At 70.9% G+C, this 15,953-nt stretch carries 17 protein-coding genes; 2 read left to right on the top strand and 15 right to left on the bottom strand.

Going from position 1 to position 15,953, the window contains the following annotated elements; genetic code table 11:
* Window positions 1–11 precede the first annotated feature (11 nt).
* Complete coding sequence (locus AC2YHB_RS23730; protein WP_051931712.1) at window positions 12–350, bottom strand: STAS domain-containing protein; 339 nt, start codon at window positions 348–350, stop codon at window positions 12–14.
* Window positions 351–477: 127 nt separating this feature from the next.
* Here AC2YHB_RS23730 and AC2YHB_RS23735 point away from each other — a divergent pair, with 127 nt between their 5' ends.
* Together AC2YHB_RS23735 and AC2YHB_RS23740 are read left to right on the top strand one after the other, a co-directional pair.
* Window positions 478–1,074: a cob(I)yrinic acid a,c-diamide adenosyltransferase gene (locus AC2YHB_RS23735; RefSeq protein WP_487354729.1), complete on the top strand. Its 597-nt coding sequence runs from the start codon at window positions 478–480 to the stop codon at window positions 1,072–1,074.
* A 71-nt stretch (window positions 1,075–1,145) separates the two neighbouring features.
* Window positions 1,146–4,340 (top strand): DEAD/DEAH box helicase, encoded by a 3,195-nt coding sequence (locus AC2YHB_RS23740; RefSeq protein WP_487354730.1) that lies wholly within the window; start codon window positions 1,146–1,148, stop codon window positions 4,338–4,340.
* Between the two features lie 13 nt (window positions 4,341–4,353).
* On the opposite strand, the gene AC2YHB_RS23745 is transcribed toward AC2YHB_RS23740, so the two are convergent.
* From AC2YHB_RS23745 to AC2YHB_RS23810, 14 genes are all read right to left on the bottom strand, one after another.
* A complete protein-coding gene (locus AC2YHB_RS23745; RefSeq protein ID WP_487354731.1) occupies window positions 4,354–5,754 on the bottom strand; it encodes an MFS transporter in 1,401 nt (466 codons plus the stop codon).
* The gene (locus AC2YHB_RS23750) at window positions 5,755–6,210 is read right to left on the bottom strand and encodes a DUF2550 domain-containing protein (RefSeq protein ID WP_036542119.1); all 456 of its coding nucleotides are present in this window, start codon (window positions 6,208–6,210) and stop codon (window positions 5,755–5,757) included. It abuts the gene before it with no gap.
* Between the two features lie 7 nt (window positions 6,211–6,217).
* Entirely contained in the window at window positions 6,218–6,625 is a 408-nt protein-coding gene (locus AC2YHB_RS23755) for a F0F1 ATP synthase subunit epsilon (RefSeq protein ID WP_036542117.1), read from the bottom strand.
* A gap of 2 nt (window positions 6,626–6,627) precedes the next feature.
* Window positions 6,628–8,082 (bottom strand): F0F1 ATP synthase subunit beta, encoded by a 1,455-nt coding sequence (gene atpD / locus AC2YHB_RS23760; protein ID WP_036542115.1) that lies wholly within the window; start codon window positions 8,080–8,082, stop codon window positions 6,628–6,630.
* 32 nt (window positions 8,083–8,114) lie between these two features.
* Window positions 8,115–9,029, bottom strand: a complete 915-nt coding sequence (locus tag AC2YHB_RS23765; RefSeq protein ID WP_036542113.1) for a F0F1 ATP synthase subunit gamma — start codon at window positions 9,027–9,029, stop codon at window positions 8,115–8,117.
* A 2-nt stretch (window positions 9,030–9,031) separates the two neighbouring features.
* Window positions 9,032–10,669 carry a F0F1 ATP synthase subunit alpha gene (gene atpA / locus AC2YHB_RS23770; protein WP_036542112.1) on the bottom strand — a complete coding sequence of 546 codons (1,638 nt, stop codon included), beginning with the start codon at window positions 10,667–10,669 and terminating at the stop codon, window positions 9,032–9,034.
* A 63-nt stretch (window positions 10,670–10,732) separates the two neighbouring features.
* Window positions 10,733–11,539 carry a F0F1 ATP synthase subunit delta gene (locus tag AC2YHB_RS23775; RefSeq protein ID WP_487354732.1) on the bottom strand — a complete coding sequence of 269 codons (807 nt, stop codon included), beginning with the start codon at window positions 11,537–11,539 and terminating at the stop codon, window positions 10,733–10,735.
* Complete coding sequence (locus AC2YHB_RS23780) at window positions 11,539–12,102, bottom strand: F0F1 ATP synthase subunit B (RefSeq protein WP_036542109.1); 564 nt, start codon at window positions 12,100–12,102, stop codon at window positions 11,539–11,541. The genes AC2YHB_RS23775 and AC2YHB_RS23780 overlap by 1 nt, the downstream gene beginning before the upstream one ends.
* 45 nt (window positions 12,103–12,147) lie before the next feature.
* Window positions 12,148–12,366: an ATP synthase F0 subunit C gene (gene atpE, locus AC2YHB_RS23785; protein WP_036542107.1), complete on the bottom strand. Its 219-nt coding sequence runs from the start codon at window positions 12,364–12,366 to the stop codon at window positions 12,148–12,150.
* Between the two features lie 73 nt (window positions 12,367–12,439).
* Window positions 12,440–13,228 carry a F0F1 ATP synthase subunit A gene (gene atpB, locus AC2YHB_RS23790; RefSeq protein ID WP_242530591.1) on the bottom strand — a complete coding sequence of 263 codons (789 nt, stop codon included), beginning with the start codon at window positions 13,226–13,228 and terminating at the stop codon, window positions 12,440–12,442.
* A gap of 16 nt (window positions 13,229–13,244) precedes the next feature.
* On the bottom strand, window positions 13,245–13,490 hold the full coding sequence (locus AC2YHB_RS23795; RefSeq protein ID WP_036542106.1) for an AtpZ/AtpI family protein: 246 nt from the start codon (window positions 13,488–13,490) through the stop codon (window positions 13,245–13,247).
* A 30-nt stretch (window positions 13,491–13,520) separates the two neighbouring features.
* A complete protein-coding gene (locus AC2YHB_RS23800; RefSeq protein WP_487354733.1) occupies window positions 13,521–13,967 on the bottom strand; it encodes a hypothetical protein in 447 nt (148 codons plus the stop codon).
* Between the two features lie 68 nt (window positions 13,968–14,035).
* A complete protein-coding gene (locus AC2YHB_RS23805) occupies window positions 14,036–15,271 on the bottom strand; it encodes a glycosyltransferase family 4 protein (protein ID WP_207010279.1) in 1,236 nt (411 codons plus the stop codon).
* Window positions 15,264–15,935, bottom strand: coding sequence for an L-threonylcarbamoyladenylate synthase (locus AC2YHB_RS23810; RefSeq protein ID WP_242530590.1), 672 nt, complete (start codon window positions 15,933–15,935; stop codon window positions 15,264–15,266). The genes AC2YHB_RS23805 and AC2YHB_RS23810 overlap by 8 nt, the downstream gene beginning before the upstream one ends.
* Between the last annotated feature and the right edge of the window lie 18 nt (window positions 15,936–15,953).

The raw sequence follows: 15,953 nt of genomic DNA on the forward strand, positions 1-15,953 counted from the left end.
GAGGATCGCGCTCAGGCGGGGACCGGGAGCCGCTCGAGCTCGAACAGCCGGACCAGGTGGGTCAGGTGGAGCATGCGGCGTACGGCGGGGCAGGCACCGCGCAGCACCACGGCCCCGCCGCGGCGGCGGGCCCGGCGGCTGGCGGCAGCCAGCACCTTGAGCGCGGTCTCGTCGATGGAGGTCACGTCGCTCAGGTCGACCAGCACGCGGCCGTCGGTGTAGGAGCCGTGGACGCGGAGGTGCTCGTAGAGGGCGGTTCGGATCTCGCCCGTGCTCCGCACGTCGAGCTCCCCGGCGAGCACGAGCACGGCGCCGGTCGTCTGCAGGTCGGTGCTGATCGTCGCGCCCATCCGTGCCTCCCGAGATCCGTGCGGGCCGTCCCTCACGGCCTTCTACCCACCATGACGCTCGGGTACCCGATTCGGTTGCACCGAGCCCCGGAAAATTTCGGCGAGTTGCAGAAGTAGGCTCCCGACCATGGTCAACCTCACCCGCATCTACACCCGGACCGGCGACGCCGGCGAGACCCGCTTGGGCGACATGAGCGTGACCACGAAGACCGACCTGCGGCTCGAGGCCTACGCGACGGTCGACGAGGCGAACGCGCAGATCGCGGTCGCGGTCGCCACCGGCGGGCTGACCGACCACGTCGTCGCCGTCCTCACCCACGTCCAGAACGAGATGTTCGACGTGGGCGCGGACCTCTGCAACCCGGTGGTGGCCGACCCGGAGTTCCCGCCCCTGCGCATCGAGCAGGGCTCCATCGACCGGCTCGAGCAGTGGTGCGACCACTTCAACGAGGACCTCGAGAAGCTCCGGTCCTTCATCCTCAACGGCGGCACGCCCGCGGCGGCCCAGCTCCACGTCGCCCGCACCGTCGTACGACGGGCCGAGCGGGCCGCCTGGGCCGCCCACGCGGTGCACGCCGAGACGATGAACCCCCTCGCGATCACCTACCTCAACCGGCTCAGCGACCTGCTCTTCATCCTCGCCCGGCACGCCAACCGCGAGGTCGGCGACGTGCTGTGGGTGCCGGGCGGCGAGCGCGGGTACGACCGCGGCCGCGAGGACTGATCCGCCCGCCCCGGGAGGGGCTGTGGATGGATGCGGGAGACGTCGGTCCCCCGTGACATTCTGGACGGATCGTGAACGTCCTCGCCCAGCTCACCGACACCTTCCTGGAGCGTCACTTCGACCCCGGGACGCTGGCGCGCGCCCGTGAGGTCGTCGAGCGGGGCGCCGTGCGCCGGCCCGAGATCGGGATGCTGTCGGCCGCGTCGGTCACCGCGACGGCCGAGGTGCTGGGCTCGCGGGTCGAGCCCTACCAGGTGCAGCTGCACGTCGAGGCGCCCACGGCCGACTACGCGGGCTGGCTGTTCACCGTCTGCACGTGCCCCGTGCGGTCGGTGTGCAAGCACGGCGCCGCCCTCGCGCTGACCCTGCGCCAGAGCTTCGCGCCGGCCGCGAGCATCCCCTCGATCGGCTCGACCTGGCGACGGACGCTGGAACGGGTGGTGACCGAGCTCGACCGGCAGCACCGGGAGCCGGTCGACGAGGTCCCGCTGGCCCTCGAGATCAGCCTCCAGGAGCCGCGCCGCGGCTACCAGGGCGTCGGACGGACGCTGCACGTGCGACCCCTGCGGCGTGGCCGCAACAAGCCCTGGGTCAAGACCGGCGCGGACTGGTCCGACGTGGCGGCGGCCGAGGTCACCGGCGGCTTCCCCCGTGCGCAGGCCGACGCCGTGGCGGCGCTGCACCAGCTCTGGATGGGCCACCGCTCCTACTACTACGCCGGCGTGGCGCCCTCGCTCGACGAGTTCGGCGGCCAGGTCGTGCGCGCGCTGCGCACGGCCCGCGACGCCGGCGTCACCCTGCTCGGCGGCAGGGGGACCGCGGGCGTCAGCGTCGCCGACGACGAGGCGGAGGTCGTCGTCCTGCTGTCCGACAGTGCGTCGGGTGGCACGGCCGTGCACGCGGCGGTGACCCTCGGCGACCAGTCGTGGCGCGGTGACGACGTCATCCCGATCGGCAACCCGGCCACGTCGGTCGGCCTGCTCGACGCCGACGGCCACCTGCTGATCGCCGCCCTCGACTCCCCCATGCCGCTGTCGGTGCGCCACCTCGTCGACGGGCCCGGGCTCACGGTCCCGCCCGCCGACGCCGACGCCCTGCGCGCCGAGCTGCCGGTCCTGATGCGCCACCTGACGGTGCGCACGGAGACGGCGGCCATCGAGCTGCCCGAGCCGCTGCGCCCGACGCTGGTGCTCACGGTCACCTGGCACACCGCGACCAAGGCCGGGCTGGCCTGGACCTGGGAGTACGGCGACGACGGGAGCCGCACCTGCGCGCTCGGCAGCCGCGACCCGCTCGGCGGGGTCCGGGACCGGGCGGCCGAGCGCGAGATCGTCGGTCAGGTCGCTCCCGAGCTGCTCGGCACCACCACGGCCACCGACGGCGAGGCCCTCGCGCTGGCCATCCACGAGCTCCCCCACCTGCGCACCCTCCCCGACGTGCGGGTCGTGGAGGAGGAGCGCCCCGACTTCCGCGAGGTCGACGTCGCCCCCGAGATCCGCTTCGACGTCGTGGAGCCCGACGACGACAAGCCGGTCACCGACTGGTTCGACCTCGCCGTGAGCGTGCGGGTCGCCGACGAGTCGATCCCGCTGCCGGACGTGCTCGCGGCGCTCACGCTCGGCCTGGAGTTCCTCGTGCTGCCGAGCGGCATGTACGTCACCACCGACCGCCCCGAGTTCGACCGGCTCCGCGAGGTCGTCGCCGCGGCCGCCGAGCTGCACGACCACGACGGCGAGCGGATCGCCGTCGGCCGCCAGGACCTCGGCCTGTGGGCGCAGCTCGCCGAGACCGGCCTGGTCGACAGCCAGGTCGCCGAGTGGGTCCGGCGGGCGGAGGCCCTCCGCGACCTGACCGACATCCCCCGTCCGGAGCCCCAGGGTCTCGCCACCCGGCTGCGCAGCTACCAGCGCGAGGGCTTCTGGTGGCTGGCCTTCCTCTGGCAGCACGGCCTCGGCGGGATCCTCGCCGACGACATGGGCCTGGGCAAGACGCTCCAGGTGCTCGCGCTGATCGCGCATGCCCGGTCCGAGCGGCCCGACGAGGGTCCCTTCCTCGTCGTCGCGCCGACCAGCGTCGTGACCGCCTGGGCCGACGAGGCCGCCCGGCACGCGCCCGGCCTCCGGGTGCGGGTCGCGAGCCGTCGTACCGACGACGTCGCGGAGCTCGCCGCCGATGCCGACGTCGTCGTGACGACCTACACCCTGCTCCGCCTCGCCCAGGAGGAGTACGCCGCCGTCACGTGGGCGGGCCTGGTCCTCGACGAGGCCCAGCAGGTCAAGAACCACCAGAGCAAGACCTACACCGCCGTGCGCACCCTCGAGGCGCCCTTCCGGCTGGCCGTCACCGGCACCCCCTTCGAGAACCGGCTGATGGAGCTCTGGTCGCTGCTCTCCATCACGGTGCCCGGCCTCTACCCGTGGCCGCGCCGGTTCGCCGAGAAGGTCGTGCGCCCCATCGAGCGCGACGCCGACAAGGCCGTCCTCGACCGGTTCCGGGCGCGGGTCAAGCCGTTCCTGCTGCGCCGGACCAAGGAGCTCGTCGCCGACGACCTGCCGCCGAAGCAGGAGCAGGTGCTGCCCGTCGAGCTCGCGCCCCGGCACCGCAAGATCTACGACACCCACCTCGCGAAGGAGCGCCAGCGCATCCTCGGCCTGGTCGAGGACTTCGACCGCAACCGGGTCGCGATCTTCAGCGCCCTGACCACCCTGCGCCAGCTCGCGCTCGACCCGGCACTGGTCGACGAGGAGCACGAGCGGGTCGGGTCGGCCAAGCTCGACGTCCTCGTCGACCACCTGCTCGAGATCACCGCGGAGGGTCACCGCGCGCTCGTCTTCAGCCAGTTCACCTCCTTCCTGCGCCGGGTCCGGTCACGGCTGGAGGACGCCGGGATCGCCACGACCTACCTCGACGGCGCGACCCGCGACCGGAGCGCGGTCATCGAGGAGTTCCGGTCGGGCTCCGCCCCGGTCTTCCTCATCTCGCTCAAGGCGGGCGGTGTCGGCCTGACCCTGACCGAGGCCGACTACGTCTTCGTGCTCGACCCGTGGTGGAACCCCGCCGCCGAGGCGCAGGCCGTCGACCGCGCCCACCGGATCGGCCAGACCAAGCACGTCCACGTCTACCGGCTGGTCGCGAGCGACACCATCGAGGAGAAGGTCATGGAGCTCAAGGCCCGCAAGGCCGAGCTCTTCGCCCAGGTGATCGACGGCGACGGCGCGATGAGCACCTCGATCGGTGCCGACGACATCCGCGGGCTCTTCGAGTGAGCAGCGGCGCGGGCTACTCGACGACCGTGGCGGGGTTGCGGATGGTCAGCCAGGAGAAGACGCCGCTGACCACGAGCAGGCCGGCGCACCACAGCATCGCCGCGCGATAGCCGTGCGCGAACTCGCTCGGCACCTGGTAGTCCTCCCCCGAGAGCCCGACCAGCAGTGGCAGGGCCGCGACGGCCAGCAGTGAGCCGGCACGGGCGACGGCGTTGTTGATGCCGGACGCGACGCCGGCGTGGTGGTCGGGCGCGGCGGCGAGGACCGCCGCCGTCAACGGAGCGACCAGCGAGGCCAGGCCGAGGCCGAAGACCGTGAGCGGCACGGCGACGTCGAGCCAGTAGTCGACGTCGCTGTCGACCCGGGCGAGCAGGAAGGTGCCCACGCCGCACAGCAGCGGCCCGACCGTCATCGGCAGTCGCGGACCGATCCGCGCGGCGAGCGCTCCCCCACGGCCGGCCAGCAGGACCATCGCGACCGTGATGGGCAGCGTCGCGAGACCGGCGCGGAGGGCGCCGTACCCACCGACGGTCTGGAGCTGCAGCACGAGGAAGAACAGCACGCCACCGAGCGCGGCGTAGGTCAGCAGGGTCATCCCGTTGGCGGCGGAGAACTGGCGCGACCCGAAGAGCGACAGCGGCAGCATCGGGTGCGGGCTGCGCCGCTCGGCGACGACGAAGGCGACGCCCGCCAGCAGGCCGAGGACGAGCGCGACCGCGGCTGCCGGTGGGGTCGTCGTCCACTGGATCAGCGCGTAGGTGACGCCGCCGAGGCCGAGGGCGCCGAGCACGGCGCCCCGGGTGTCGAAGCCCGGCACGGCCTCGGGGTCACGCGTCTCCGGCACGGCACGCGCCGCCAGGAGCGCCAGCGCCGCGACCGGCAGGTTGATGAGGAAGACCCACCGCCAGCTGGCCGCCTCGACGAGCCAGCCACCCACGAACGGCCCCACCGCGGCGGCCACGCTCCCAAAGCCCGACCAGGTCCCGATCGCCCGTGCCCGGTCGCCCGGTGCGAAGGAACCCTGGATCATGGCGAGGCTGCCCGGGGTCAACAAGGCGGCAGCGGCCCCCTGGGCGATCCGCGCGACCACGAGGAAGGGCGCCGACGGGGCCAGTCCGCACGCCGCGGACGTGACCGCGAAGCCGACGACTCCGAGCACGAAGATGCGACGCCGGCCGAAGCGGTCGCCCAGCGAGCCACCCAGCAGGGTCAGGGCGGCGAGGGTGAGCAGGTAGCCGTTGGTCACCCACTGCAGGTCGCTGAGGCTCGCCTCGAGGTCCTCACCGACCTGACGGAGCGCGACGTTGACGACCGTGCTGTCGAGCAGCGCCATGGCGCTGCCGAGCGTCGCCGCCGCGAGTACCGCGCGTCCGGTGCGGGAGCCGAACGTGACGTCAGCGCAGGTGGGTTCCATCTAGGACGAACCCTTGACCCGGTTCCAGTCGGTGCCGGGAGGCATGGCCTCAAGCCACGCCTGGAAGCCCGTGAGCGACGAGACGCTCATGGCGAGCTCCACGAGGCCGTTCGGCGACTGGCACCGGATGACCAGGTGGTCGGGGTACAACGAGGCCTGCTCGGCACCCAGCGGCTCGCGCCGCCCGTCGTAGTCGAGCTCCTCGCGGGTCCACGTCTGCTTCGGGCGTGGCGACAGCGAGAAGACGCGGAACCACTCGAGCGTCTCGTCGGAGTACCGACCGAGGCCCAGGACCCAGCCGCGCTCGGGCCGGTCCATGCGGTAGCGGTGGCTCAGCTCGAAGGTGCCACCGTGCCGGGACAGCAGACGGCGCCGGACGATCAGTCCGGCGCCGTACAGCACACACAGCAGCAGGAGGGCGCCACAGATGTCGAGCAGCCACTCCCACCAAGCCATCTGCGTGCTAGCTGACCTTCTCTGCGGCGCGGATGCGGGCCTCGGCGTGCCGCACGCGCTGCTCCGCCTCGTTGCTCGAGTCGAGGAGGCGACGCGCCTCCTCGAGGTCGATCCGCGCCTGCTCCACCTCGATGTCCTCGCCCTTCTCGACGTGCTCGGCGAGGATCGAGACCCGGTCGTGGGCGACCGACAGGAAGCCACCGTCGACGGCGGCGACCACGAGCTGGTTGGTGCCCGCGACCTGGATCTCGATCACCGAGGCCGACAGCAGCGACAGCGTCGGCGCGTGACCGCGCAGGACGCCGATGTCACCCTCGAGCGTGCGCGCGATGATCATCGCCGCCTCACCGGACCACACGGTCCGGTCGGCAGCGACGAGCTCGACGTGCAGGTGCTCGACTGCGGTCTCAGCCATGATCAGAGGCTCTTCTGGATCTCGGCCCAGTTGCGCTCGACGTCGTCGAGACCGCCGCACATGAAGAACGCCTGCTCGGCCACGTGGTCGTACTCACCGTCGGCGATCTTGTTGAACGCCTCGATCGTCTCGGCCACGGGGACCGTCGAGCCCTCGATGCCGGTGAACTGCTTGGCGACGTAGGTGTTCTGCGACAGGAACCGCTGGATACGACGCGCGCGGGAGACGATGATCTTGTCTTCCTCGGAGAGCTCGTCGACACCGAGGATCGCGATGATGTCCTGGAGCTCCTTGTTGCGCTGCAGGATCTGCTTGATGCGGATCGCGCAGTCGTAGTGGGCCTGACCGATGTACTGCGGGTCGAGGATCCGCGAGGTCGAGGTCAGCGGGTCCACCGCCGGGTAGATACCGAGCGACGCGATCTCACGGGAGAGCTCGGTCGTGGCGTCCAGGTGGGCGAAGGTCGCCGCCGGGGCCGGGTCGGTGTAGTCGTCCGCGGGGACGTAGATCGCCTGCATCGAGGTGATCGAGCGACCGCGGGTCGAGGTGATCCGCTCCTGCAGGGTGCCCATCTCGTCAGCCAGGTTGGGCTGGTAGCCCACGGCGGACGGCATGCGGCCGAGCAGGGTCGAGACCTCGGAGCCGGCCTGCGTGAACCGGAAGATGTTGTCGATGAACAGCAGCACGTCCTGGCCCTGGACGTCGCGGAAGTACTCCGCCATCGTCAGCGCGGACAGGGCGACGCGAAGACGCGTGCCCGGCGGCTCGTCCATCTGGCCGAAGACCAGGGCGACCTTGTCGAAGACGCCGGCCTCCTGCATCTCGACGATCAGGTCGTTGCCCTCACGGGTGCGCTCGCCGACACCGGCGAACACCGACACACCACCGTGGTTCTTGGCGACGCGGGCGATCATCTCCTGGATGAGCACGGTCTTGCCGACGCCGGCACCACCGAACAGGCCGATCTTTCCACCGGTGACGTACGGCGCGAGCAGGTCGATGACCTTGATGCCCGTCTCGAACATCTGCGTCTTCGACTCGAGCTGGTCGAAGGCAGGCGCCTTGCGGTGGATGCCCCAGCGCTCGTTGACCTCCACCGTCTCGCCCTCGGCGAGGTTGAGGAAGTCACCGGTGGCGTTGAAGACCTTGCCGAGGGTGACGTCGCCGACCGGCACCGAGATCGGCTCGCCGGTGTCGGAGACGCTCTGGCCCCGGACCAGGCCGTCGGTGGGCTTGAGGGAGATGGCGCGGACCATGCCGTCGCCGATGTGCTGGGCCACCTCGAGCGGCAGGACCGTGGTCTCGCCGTCGAGGGTGATCTCGGCCTCGAGCTTGTTGTAGATGTCGGGCATCGAGTCGGTCGGGAACTCGATGTCGACGACCGGGCCGATGACCCGTGCGATCCGACCCACCGAGGCCGCACCGCTGGCGGTGGTCTCTTCAACCGTTGCAGTCATGTCTTACTCCGTTTGGTGTTTTCTCTGGTGGGTCAGTCGTTCGCAGCCTGGGCGTCGGCGAGGGCGTTCACGCCACCGACGATCTCGCTGATCTCCTGGGTGATGCCCGCCTGGCGCGCCTGGTTGGCGATCCGGGTGAGCTTCTTGATCAGCTCCTCCGCATTGTCCGTCGCGGACTTCATGGCCTTCTGGCGAGCCGCGAGCTCGGAGGCCGCGGCCTGCAGGAGGGCGTAGAAGATCCGGCTCTGGACGTACTGCGGGAGCAGCCCGTCGAGGACCTCGGACGCCGACGGCTCGAACTCGTAGAGCGGCAGCAGCTCGTCGGCCTCGGGGGCCTCCTCACCCTCGACGACCTCGAGCGGCAGCAGCCGGATCGCGGTCGGCTCCTGGGTGAGCATCGAGCGGAAGCGGGTGTAGACGACGTGGACCTCGTCCACGTCACCGTCCTCGCCCTGCTCCTTGAGGAACGCCTCGATCAGGGCGGCGCCGATCTCGGCCGCCTTGTCGTACGTCGGCTGGTCGGAGAACCCGGTCCAGGCCTGGACGTAGGGGCGGTTGCGGAACTTGAAGTAGGCCTCCGCCTTGCGCCCGGCGAGGTAGAAGTCGAGCTCCTTGCCCTCGGCCCGCAGCCGCTCGCTGAGCCGCTCGGTCTCCTTGATGACGCTCGAGGAGTAGGCACCCGCCAGACCCCGGTCGCTGGTGATGACCAGGACCGCGGCCCGCTTCGGGTTCTCCTGCTCCCGCGTCAGCGGGTGGTCGACGTTCGAGAACGTCGCCACCGCCGACACGGCGCGCGTCAGCTCCCGGGCGTACGGCGCTGCCGCCGTCGCCCGCTGCTGCGCCTTGATGATCCGGGACGCAGCGATGAGCTCCATGGCACGCGTGATCTTCTTCATCGACTCCGTCGACTTGATCCGCGCGCGGTACTCACGCAGCGATACGGCCATGCTCAGGCTCGCTTCTGCTTGACGATCTGCTCCTGCTCGAGCTCGTCGTCGGCGAGCGCCTCGGCCTCGGGCTCGTGCCCGACCTTGATGCTGCCACCGTCCGAGGTCTCGAACTGGGTCAGGAAGGAGTCGTACGCCGCCGCGAGGCCGTCCTCGTCCTCGAACTTCTGCGTCTCGCGGATCGCGGCGAGGATGCCGTCGTGCGAGCGGTGCAGGTAGTCGAGGAACTCACGCTCGAAGCGCAGCACGTCACCGGTGTCGACGACGTCGAGGCGACCCGAGGTGCCGAGCCACAGGGAGACGGTCATGTCCGCCAGCGGGTACGGCGAGTAGGCCGGCTGCTTCAGCAGCGCCATCAGCCGCTGGCCGCGGGCCAGCTGCTGCTTCGACGCGGCGTCGAGGTCCGAGGCGAACATGGCGAACGCCTCCATGGCGCGGTACTGCGCCAGGTCGACCTTGAGCGAGCCGGTGACGGCCTTCATCGCCTTCGTCATCGCGGCACCACCCACGCGGGAGACCGAGATGCCGACGTCGATGGCCGGGCGCTGGTTGGCCGCGAACAGGTCCGACTGCAGGAAGATCTGGCCGTCGGTGATCGAGATGACGTTGGTCGGGATGAACGCCGAGACGTCGTTGGCCTTGGTCTCGATGATCGGCAGACCGGTCATCGAGCCCGCACCGAGCTCGTCGGACAGCTTCGCGCAGCGCTCCAGCAGGCGGGAGTGCAGGTAGAAGACGTCACCCGGGTAGGCCTCGCGGCCCGGCGGGCGACGCAGCAGCAGCGACACGGCGCGGTAGGCCTCGGCCTGCTTGGTCAGGTCGTCGAACACGATGAGGACGTGCTTGCCGTCGTACATCCAGTGCTGGCCGATGGCCGAGCCGGTGTAGGGGGCGAGGTACTTGAAGCCCGCGCTGTCGGACGCCGGAGCCGCCACGATGGTGGTGTACTCCAGGGCGCCGGCCTCCTCGAGGGCGCCACGCACGGAGGCGATGGTCGAGCCCTTCTGGCCGATGGCGACGTAGATGCAGCGGACCTGCTTGGTCGGGTCGCCCGACTCCCAGTTCTGCTTCTGGTTGATGATCGTGTCGATCGCGACCGTGGTCTTGCCGGTGGCGCGGTCGCCGATGATCAGCTGACGCTGGCCACGGCCGATCGGGGTCATCGAGTCGATGGCCTTGATGCCGGTGGCGAGCGGCTCGTGGACCGACTTGCGCATCATCACGCCGGGGGCCTGGAGCTCGAGGGCGCGGCGACCCTCCGTGGCGATCTCGCCGAGGCCGTCGATCGGCTTGCCGAGCGGGTCGACCACGCGGCCGAGGTAGCCCTCGCCGACGGGGACCGAGAGGATCTCGCCGGTGCGGCGGACCGTCTGGCCCTCCTCGATCTTGTCGAAGTCACCGAGGATGACGACACCGATCTCGCGGTCCTCGAGGTTCAGCGCGAGGCCGAGCGTGCCGTCCTCGAACTCGAGCAGCTCGTTGGCCATGGCCGACGGGAGGCCGGCCACGCGGGCGATGCCGTCCGCGGCAGAGGCGACGGTGCCGACCTCTTCCTTGCTGGCGGCCGCGGGCTCGAAGTCCGCGACGTACTTGGCGAGGGCGTCGCGGATCTCGTCCGGACGGATGGAGAGTTCCGTCATCTCAGGTGCCTTCTTCCTTCTCTACAGCTGTGAAGTCGTGGGTGTGCGTGGTGCCGCGCGGCGTCAGCCGGCGATCTTCCGGCGGGCGTCATCGAGGCGGCTGACGACGGTGCCGTCGATGACGTCATCGCCGATCTCCACACGCAGGCCGCCGAGGACCTGCGGGTCGATGACGATGTTGAGGTGCACCGGGCGGCCGTACTGCCGCGTCAGTGCGGAGGCGAGGCGCTGCTCGTCGTCCGCGGACAGGGCCCGTGCGGCGTGGACGGTGGCCACGCTCTCGCCCTGCACCTGGGCAGCGGTGCGCTCGTAGTCCTCGAGCGCCGCCACCACGGTGCGGTAGGAGCCCGAGAGGGCCTGCTTGACGAGCTGGACCGTCGCCGGCAGCACCTTGCCCGACAGGAGGGACTCGACGAGCCCGCCCTTGTCGGCCGCGGAGCGGACCGGGTCGGACAGCGCGTTGCGCAGGTCGCTGTTGCCGGTGACCAGCTGGCGTACGCCGAACAGCTCGTCGACCAGGGTGCCGGCCTGCAGCCCGACGGACCGCACGATGGCGACCACCCCCAGCTGCTCGAGCGCGTCGGCGAGGTCGCGGGCGCGCGTCCAGCGCCGACCGGCCGCGTCACGGAGCAGGCCGAGCGTCGCCGCGTCGACCTTGCCCGTGAACAGGTCGCCGACCAGGCCCGTGCGGGCCTCGGCCGGGACCGACTGGTCGGTGACGACGCGGCGCAGCGCCGCCTCGGACCGGAAGGCACCGGCCGCGGAGAACAGGTCCCCCGCCACCGTTGCTGCGGACGCCTCGGCCACCCCACCGACGACGTCGGTGAGGGCGGCCATGGCGTCGGCGGAGGCGCCGCGGAAGGACACCATCACGCGTCCTTGCCCGCGTCAGCCGCGTTGGCCGTCTCCAGCTCGGCGAGGAAGCGCTCGACCACGCGCGACTGGCGCGCGTCGTCCTCGAGCGACTCACCGACGATGCGGCCGGCGAGGCCGGTCGCGAGGGAGCCGACCTCGGCGCGGAGCGAGGTGACCGCCTGCTGGCGCTCGGCCTCGATCTGCGTCTTGCCGTGCTCGACGATGCGGTTGGCCTCGGCCTGCGCCTGCTCCCGCATCTCGGCCACGATCGCGGCACCCTGCTCACGAGCCTCCTCGCGGATGCGAGCCGCCTCGTGACGGGCGTCAGCGAGCTGCTGCTCGAGCTCGGCCAGCTTGGCGTCCGCCTCGGCCTGCTTGGTCGCAGCCGCGGCGATGCCACCCTCGATCGCCGCCGAACGCTCGGCGAACGTCGTCTCGAAATTCGGGACGACGAACTTCTTGATGGCGAAGAAGAGGATCGCGAACACCACGAGGGCGAGGACGACCTCGATCCACTCAGGGACGAGCGGGTTGTGCTCTTCCGCCTCAGCGGCGGCGACGATCAACAGTGACTTCATGGACCTGACCTAGATCTCGTACTGACAGGAGGAGGCCGGTACGGCTCAGGTGTTCGAGGCCTTGAGGACGAACGCCAGGGCGATGCCGATGATCGCGAGCGCCTCGGCGAGCGCGAATCCGAGGATCGCGATCGACTGGAGGCGGCTCTGCGCCTCGGGCTGGCGGGCAACGCCGTTGATGTACGCGGCGAAGATCAGACCGATGCCGATACCCGGGCCGATGGCGGCCAGGCCGTAACCGATCATGTTGAGAGAGCCACCCATGGCTACTTTCCTTTCGGGTTGTTTTCTCGTGCAGAGAACTGTGGGTTGGTGGTGCGGTGCAGAAAGCTGTGGATCAGTGCTCGTCGGCGAGCGCGCCCTGGATGTACATGGCGTTCAGCAGGACGAACACGTAGGCCTGCAGGAACTGCACCAGGATCTCGAGGAAGCTGACCAGGATCGCGAGGACCCAGGCGAGCGGGCCGGCGACGTACCCGATGCCGCCGACGTGCTCGATCAGGTAGAGACCACCGGTCGCGAACAGCGCGAGCAGGATGTGACCGGCGAACATGTTGCAGAACAGACGCAGGGCCAGCGTGACCGGGCGGACCAGGATGTTGGAGAAGAACTCCAACGGGACCAGCAGCGGGTACATCACCGGGCTGACGCCGGACGGCACGCTCTGCAGCTTGAGGTAGCCGAGCAGGCCGTGCCGGGCCACGCCCACGCCGTTGTAGACCAGCCAGGACAGACCGGCCAGCGCGTAGGCCATGCCGGCGCGGCTGAAGGTCGGGAACTGGATGAACGGGATGCTGGCGAAGAGGTTGTTCACCAGGATGAAGAAGAAGACCGTGACGAGGTAGGGCACGAACTTCTGGAAGTCGTGGCTGCCGATGATGTCGCGCGCGACGCTGTTGCGCACGAAGCCGTAGGCGCCCTCGCCGGCGAACTGCAGCTTGCCCGGGACCAGCGCCCGCTTGCGCGAGGCGAGGTAGAAGAAGCCGAACACCAGGATCGCGGCGAGGAACAGCTGGACCATCGGCTTGGTGACCTCGGAGCCGGCGATGCCGGGCAGGTCGAACAGGCTCGGGCCAGGAGCGTGGAACTCCTCGGCTCGGACGGTGGCGCTGGCTGCGGTGATCACCAGGTCTCCTCTGCGTTCACTGCTCGTCGGTGCTGTCGGGCGGGGTGCTGTGCGGCTGGTCTGGTGGATCCACGCGGAACCGTGCGGCTGTCTGGTAGATCCCCAGCGCGGCACCCACGAGGATGCCCACCGCAACGAGGAACGTGGTGCCCAGCCATCGGTCCACGAGCCACCCCGCGAAGCCGTAGAACGCGACCCCGGCCACGATGTAGCCGAACGCATGCCACGGATCGCCCTTGGGCTTCTCCTCGGGCTGACTCATTGCGCCCCGGACAATAGCAGCCGCGAACGGTCATCGCGCACCGCCCTCGGACGGGGTGGACGGAGGGGTCTCGAACGCCGGGATGCGCGCCGTCGTGGCCAGCAGGATCTGCACGGCCATCCACACGAAGGCCCCGAGGATGATGGCCACGCCGACCCACGTGCTGTCGATCTCGTCGTCGAGCAGGCCGGAGGTGTTGAGGGCGACGAACAACAGCGCCATCACCGCGACCTGGAAGGTGTAGGTCACCATCGCGAACAGCAGCGACGCCGCCGGCATCAGGCGCGAGACCGCCTCGACGGCGAAGGAGCCGAAGGCGAAGACGCCGACGGCGATCACTCCCCCGACCGCGGCACCGAGGGCGGCGGACTCGCCGGAGACGAGGCCGGCGACCAGGACCAGGCCCGCTGCGGCGACCGCGGCCACGACGGCCGCACGGGTCACCACGCGGTGGGTCCGGGTGTCGGTCGTCATCATCGGCGGCCGTTCTGCTCGTCGCGGTCGTCGGGCCCGGAAAGGAGCTCTCCGGGAGTTCGTGAAAGTTATCACAAGGTCCCGGAGGAGTCCGCATCGGGGGTGGTCCCCCGGTCTGCGGCAGGCTCCGGGACGGCCTCCGGGAGCGGTGGTTCGGCCGGCTCCAGGGCCTGGTCCAGCACCTGGTCGACCAGCGGCGCGTGCACCAGCGGCAGGGCGAAGGTGAGGCCGACGGTCACGACGAAGCTCGCACCCAGCGCGCCCCACACCGCCGGCCCCGTGAACAGGCTGGCGACGACGACGCTGAAGGCGATCAGGCCCGCCCACAGCCACATGATGATGACGGCCCGGCGGTGGGAGTGCCCGATCTCCAGCAGGCGGTGGTGCAGGTGCTGCTTGTCGGGGGCGAACGGCGAGCGCCCGGCCCGCGTTCGTCGTACGACGGCGAGGACCAGGTCCGCGAGCGGCACCAGCAGGATCAGGATCGGCAGCAGGACCGGCAGCAGCACCGGCAGCAGGCTCGCGCGGGTCCCGTCGGCGCCCTGGGTGAGGTCGCCCGGCGCGAACTGGGTGGTGATCGTGATCGCCGTGGCCGACAGGACCAGCCCGATCAGCATGGAGCCGCTGTCGCCCATGAAGAGCCGGGCGGGATGGAAGTTGTGGACCAGGAAGCCGACGCAGGCGCCGGCCAGCGCCGCGGACAGCAGCGCACCGGTGGTCGCCCGGGTGACGTCGTTGAGGAACGACAGCGAGTAGCAGAACAGGAAGAAGGCGGCCGAGCTGATCCCGATCACGCCGGCCGCGAGCCCGTCCAGGCCGTCGATGAAGTTGACGGCGTTGACGGTGGCGACGACCGCGAACGCGGTGAGCAGCGCCCCCTGGCCCGGGTCGAGGGCGAAGACCTCGCCCTGCGACTGGTAGAAGTAGCGGAACTGGATGCCGGAGTAGACCAGCACCCCGACCGCGAGGACCTGGCCGCCGAACTTGGTGAGCGCGTCGAGGTCGATGATGTCGTCGACGACGCCCACCGCGCAGACCAGCGTGCCGGCCAGCAGCACCGCGGACGCGTCGTCGAAGACGAAGGGCCGGTCGTCGCCGAGGAAGGGCAGCCCCTTCGCGACGAAGTACGCCGCCCACAGGCCCCCGAGCATCGCCAGGCCGCCCAGGTAGGGCACCGGCTCGGCGTGCACGTCGCGGTCGCGGACCTTCGCCACCGCGCCCGTGCGCACGGCGATCTCCCGGGCGACGACCGTCAGCAGGTAGGTGACGACGGCCGCGACCAGGAAGACGACGAGGTACTCACGCATCGTCCGGCTCGGTCTCCACGGTGAGCTCGAGGTCGGCGAGGACGGCGTCGATCTCCTCGACGGGGATGGCTCCGGCGCGCAGCAGGCGCGGGCGGGGGCCGGTCGCGTCGATGATGGTCGAGGCGACCCCACCGGGGGCGGCACCGCCGTCGACGACGACCGCGACCGCCTCTCCCAGCATCTCGGTGGCCTCGTCGGCGTCCACCGCGGCGGGCTGGCCGGAGATGTTGGCCGAGCTCACGGCCAGCGGACCGGTCCGGTCCAGCAGGGCGCGGGCCAGGTCGTGGTCGGGCATCCGGATCGCGACCGTGCCCCGGGTCTCCCCCAGGTCCCACTGCAGCGAGGGCTGCTGGTGGCACACGATGGTCAGCGCGCCCGGCCAGAACTGCTCGACCAGCGGCGCGACGTACGGCGGCACGCGGGTGGCCAGCGCCTCCAGGGTGCCCTTGGTGCCGACCAGGACGGGCGGCGGCATCTCGCGGCCGCGGCCCTTGGCGGCGAGCAGCCGGCTCACGGCCGAGGGGTCGAAGGCGTCCGCGCCGACGCCGTACACGGTGTCGGTGGGGAGGACGACCAGGCGGCCCAGGCGCACGGCCTGTCCTGCGGCTTCGAGCGCGGCCTCGCGCTGCTCGTCGGTCTCGGTCGGGAACCGCTCGGCACTCACGACGCCCATCCTCGCACC

The organism is Nocardioides sp. SRI_004, from assembly GCF_057586415.1.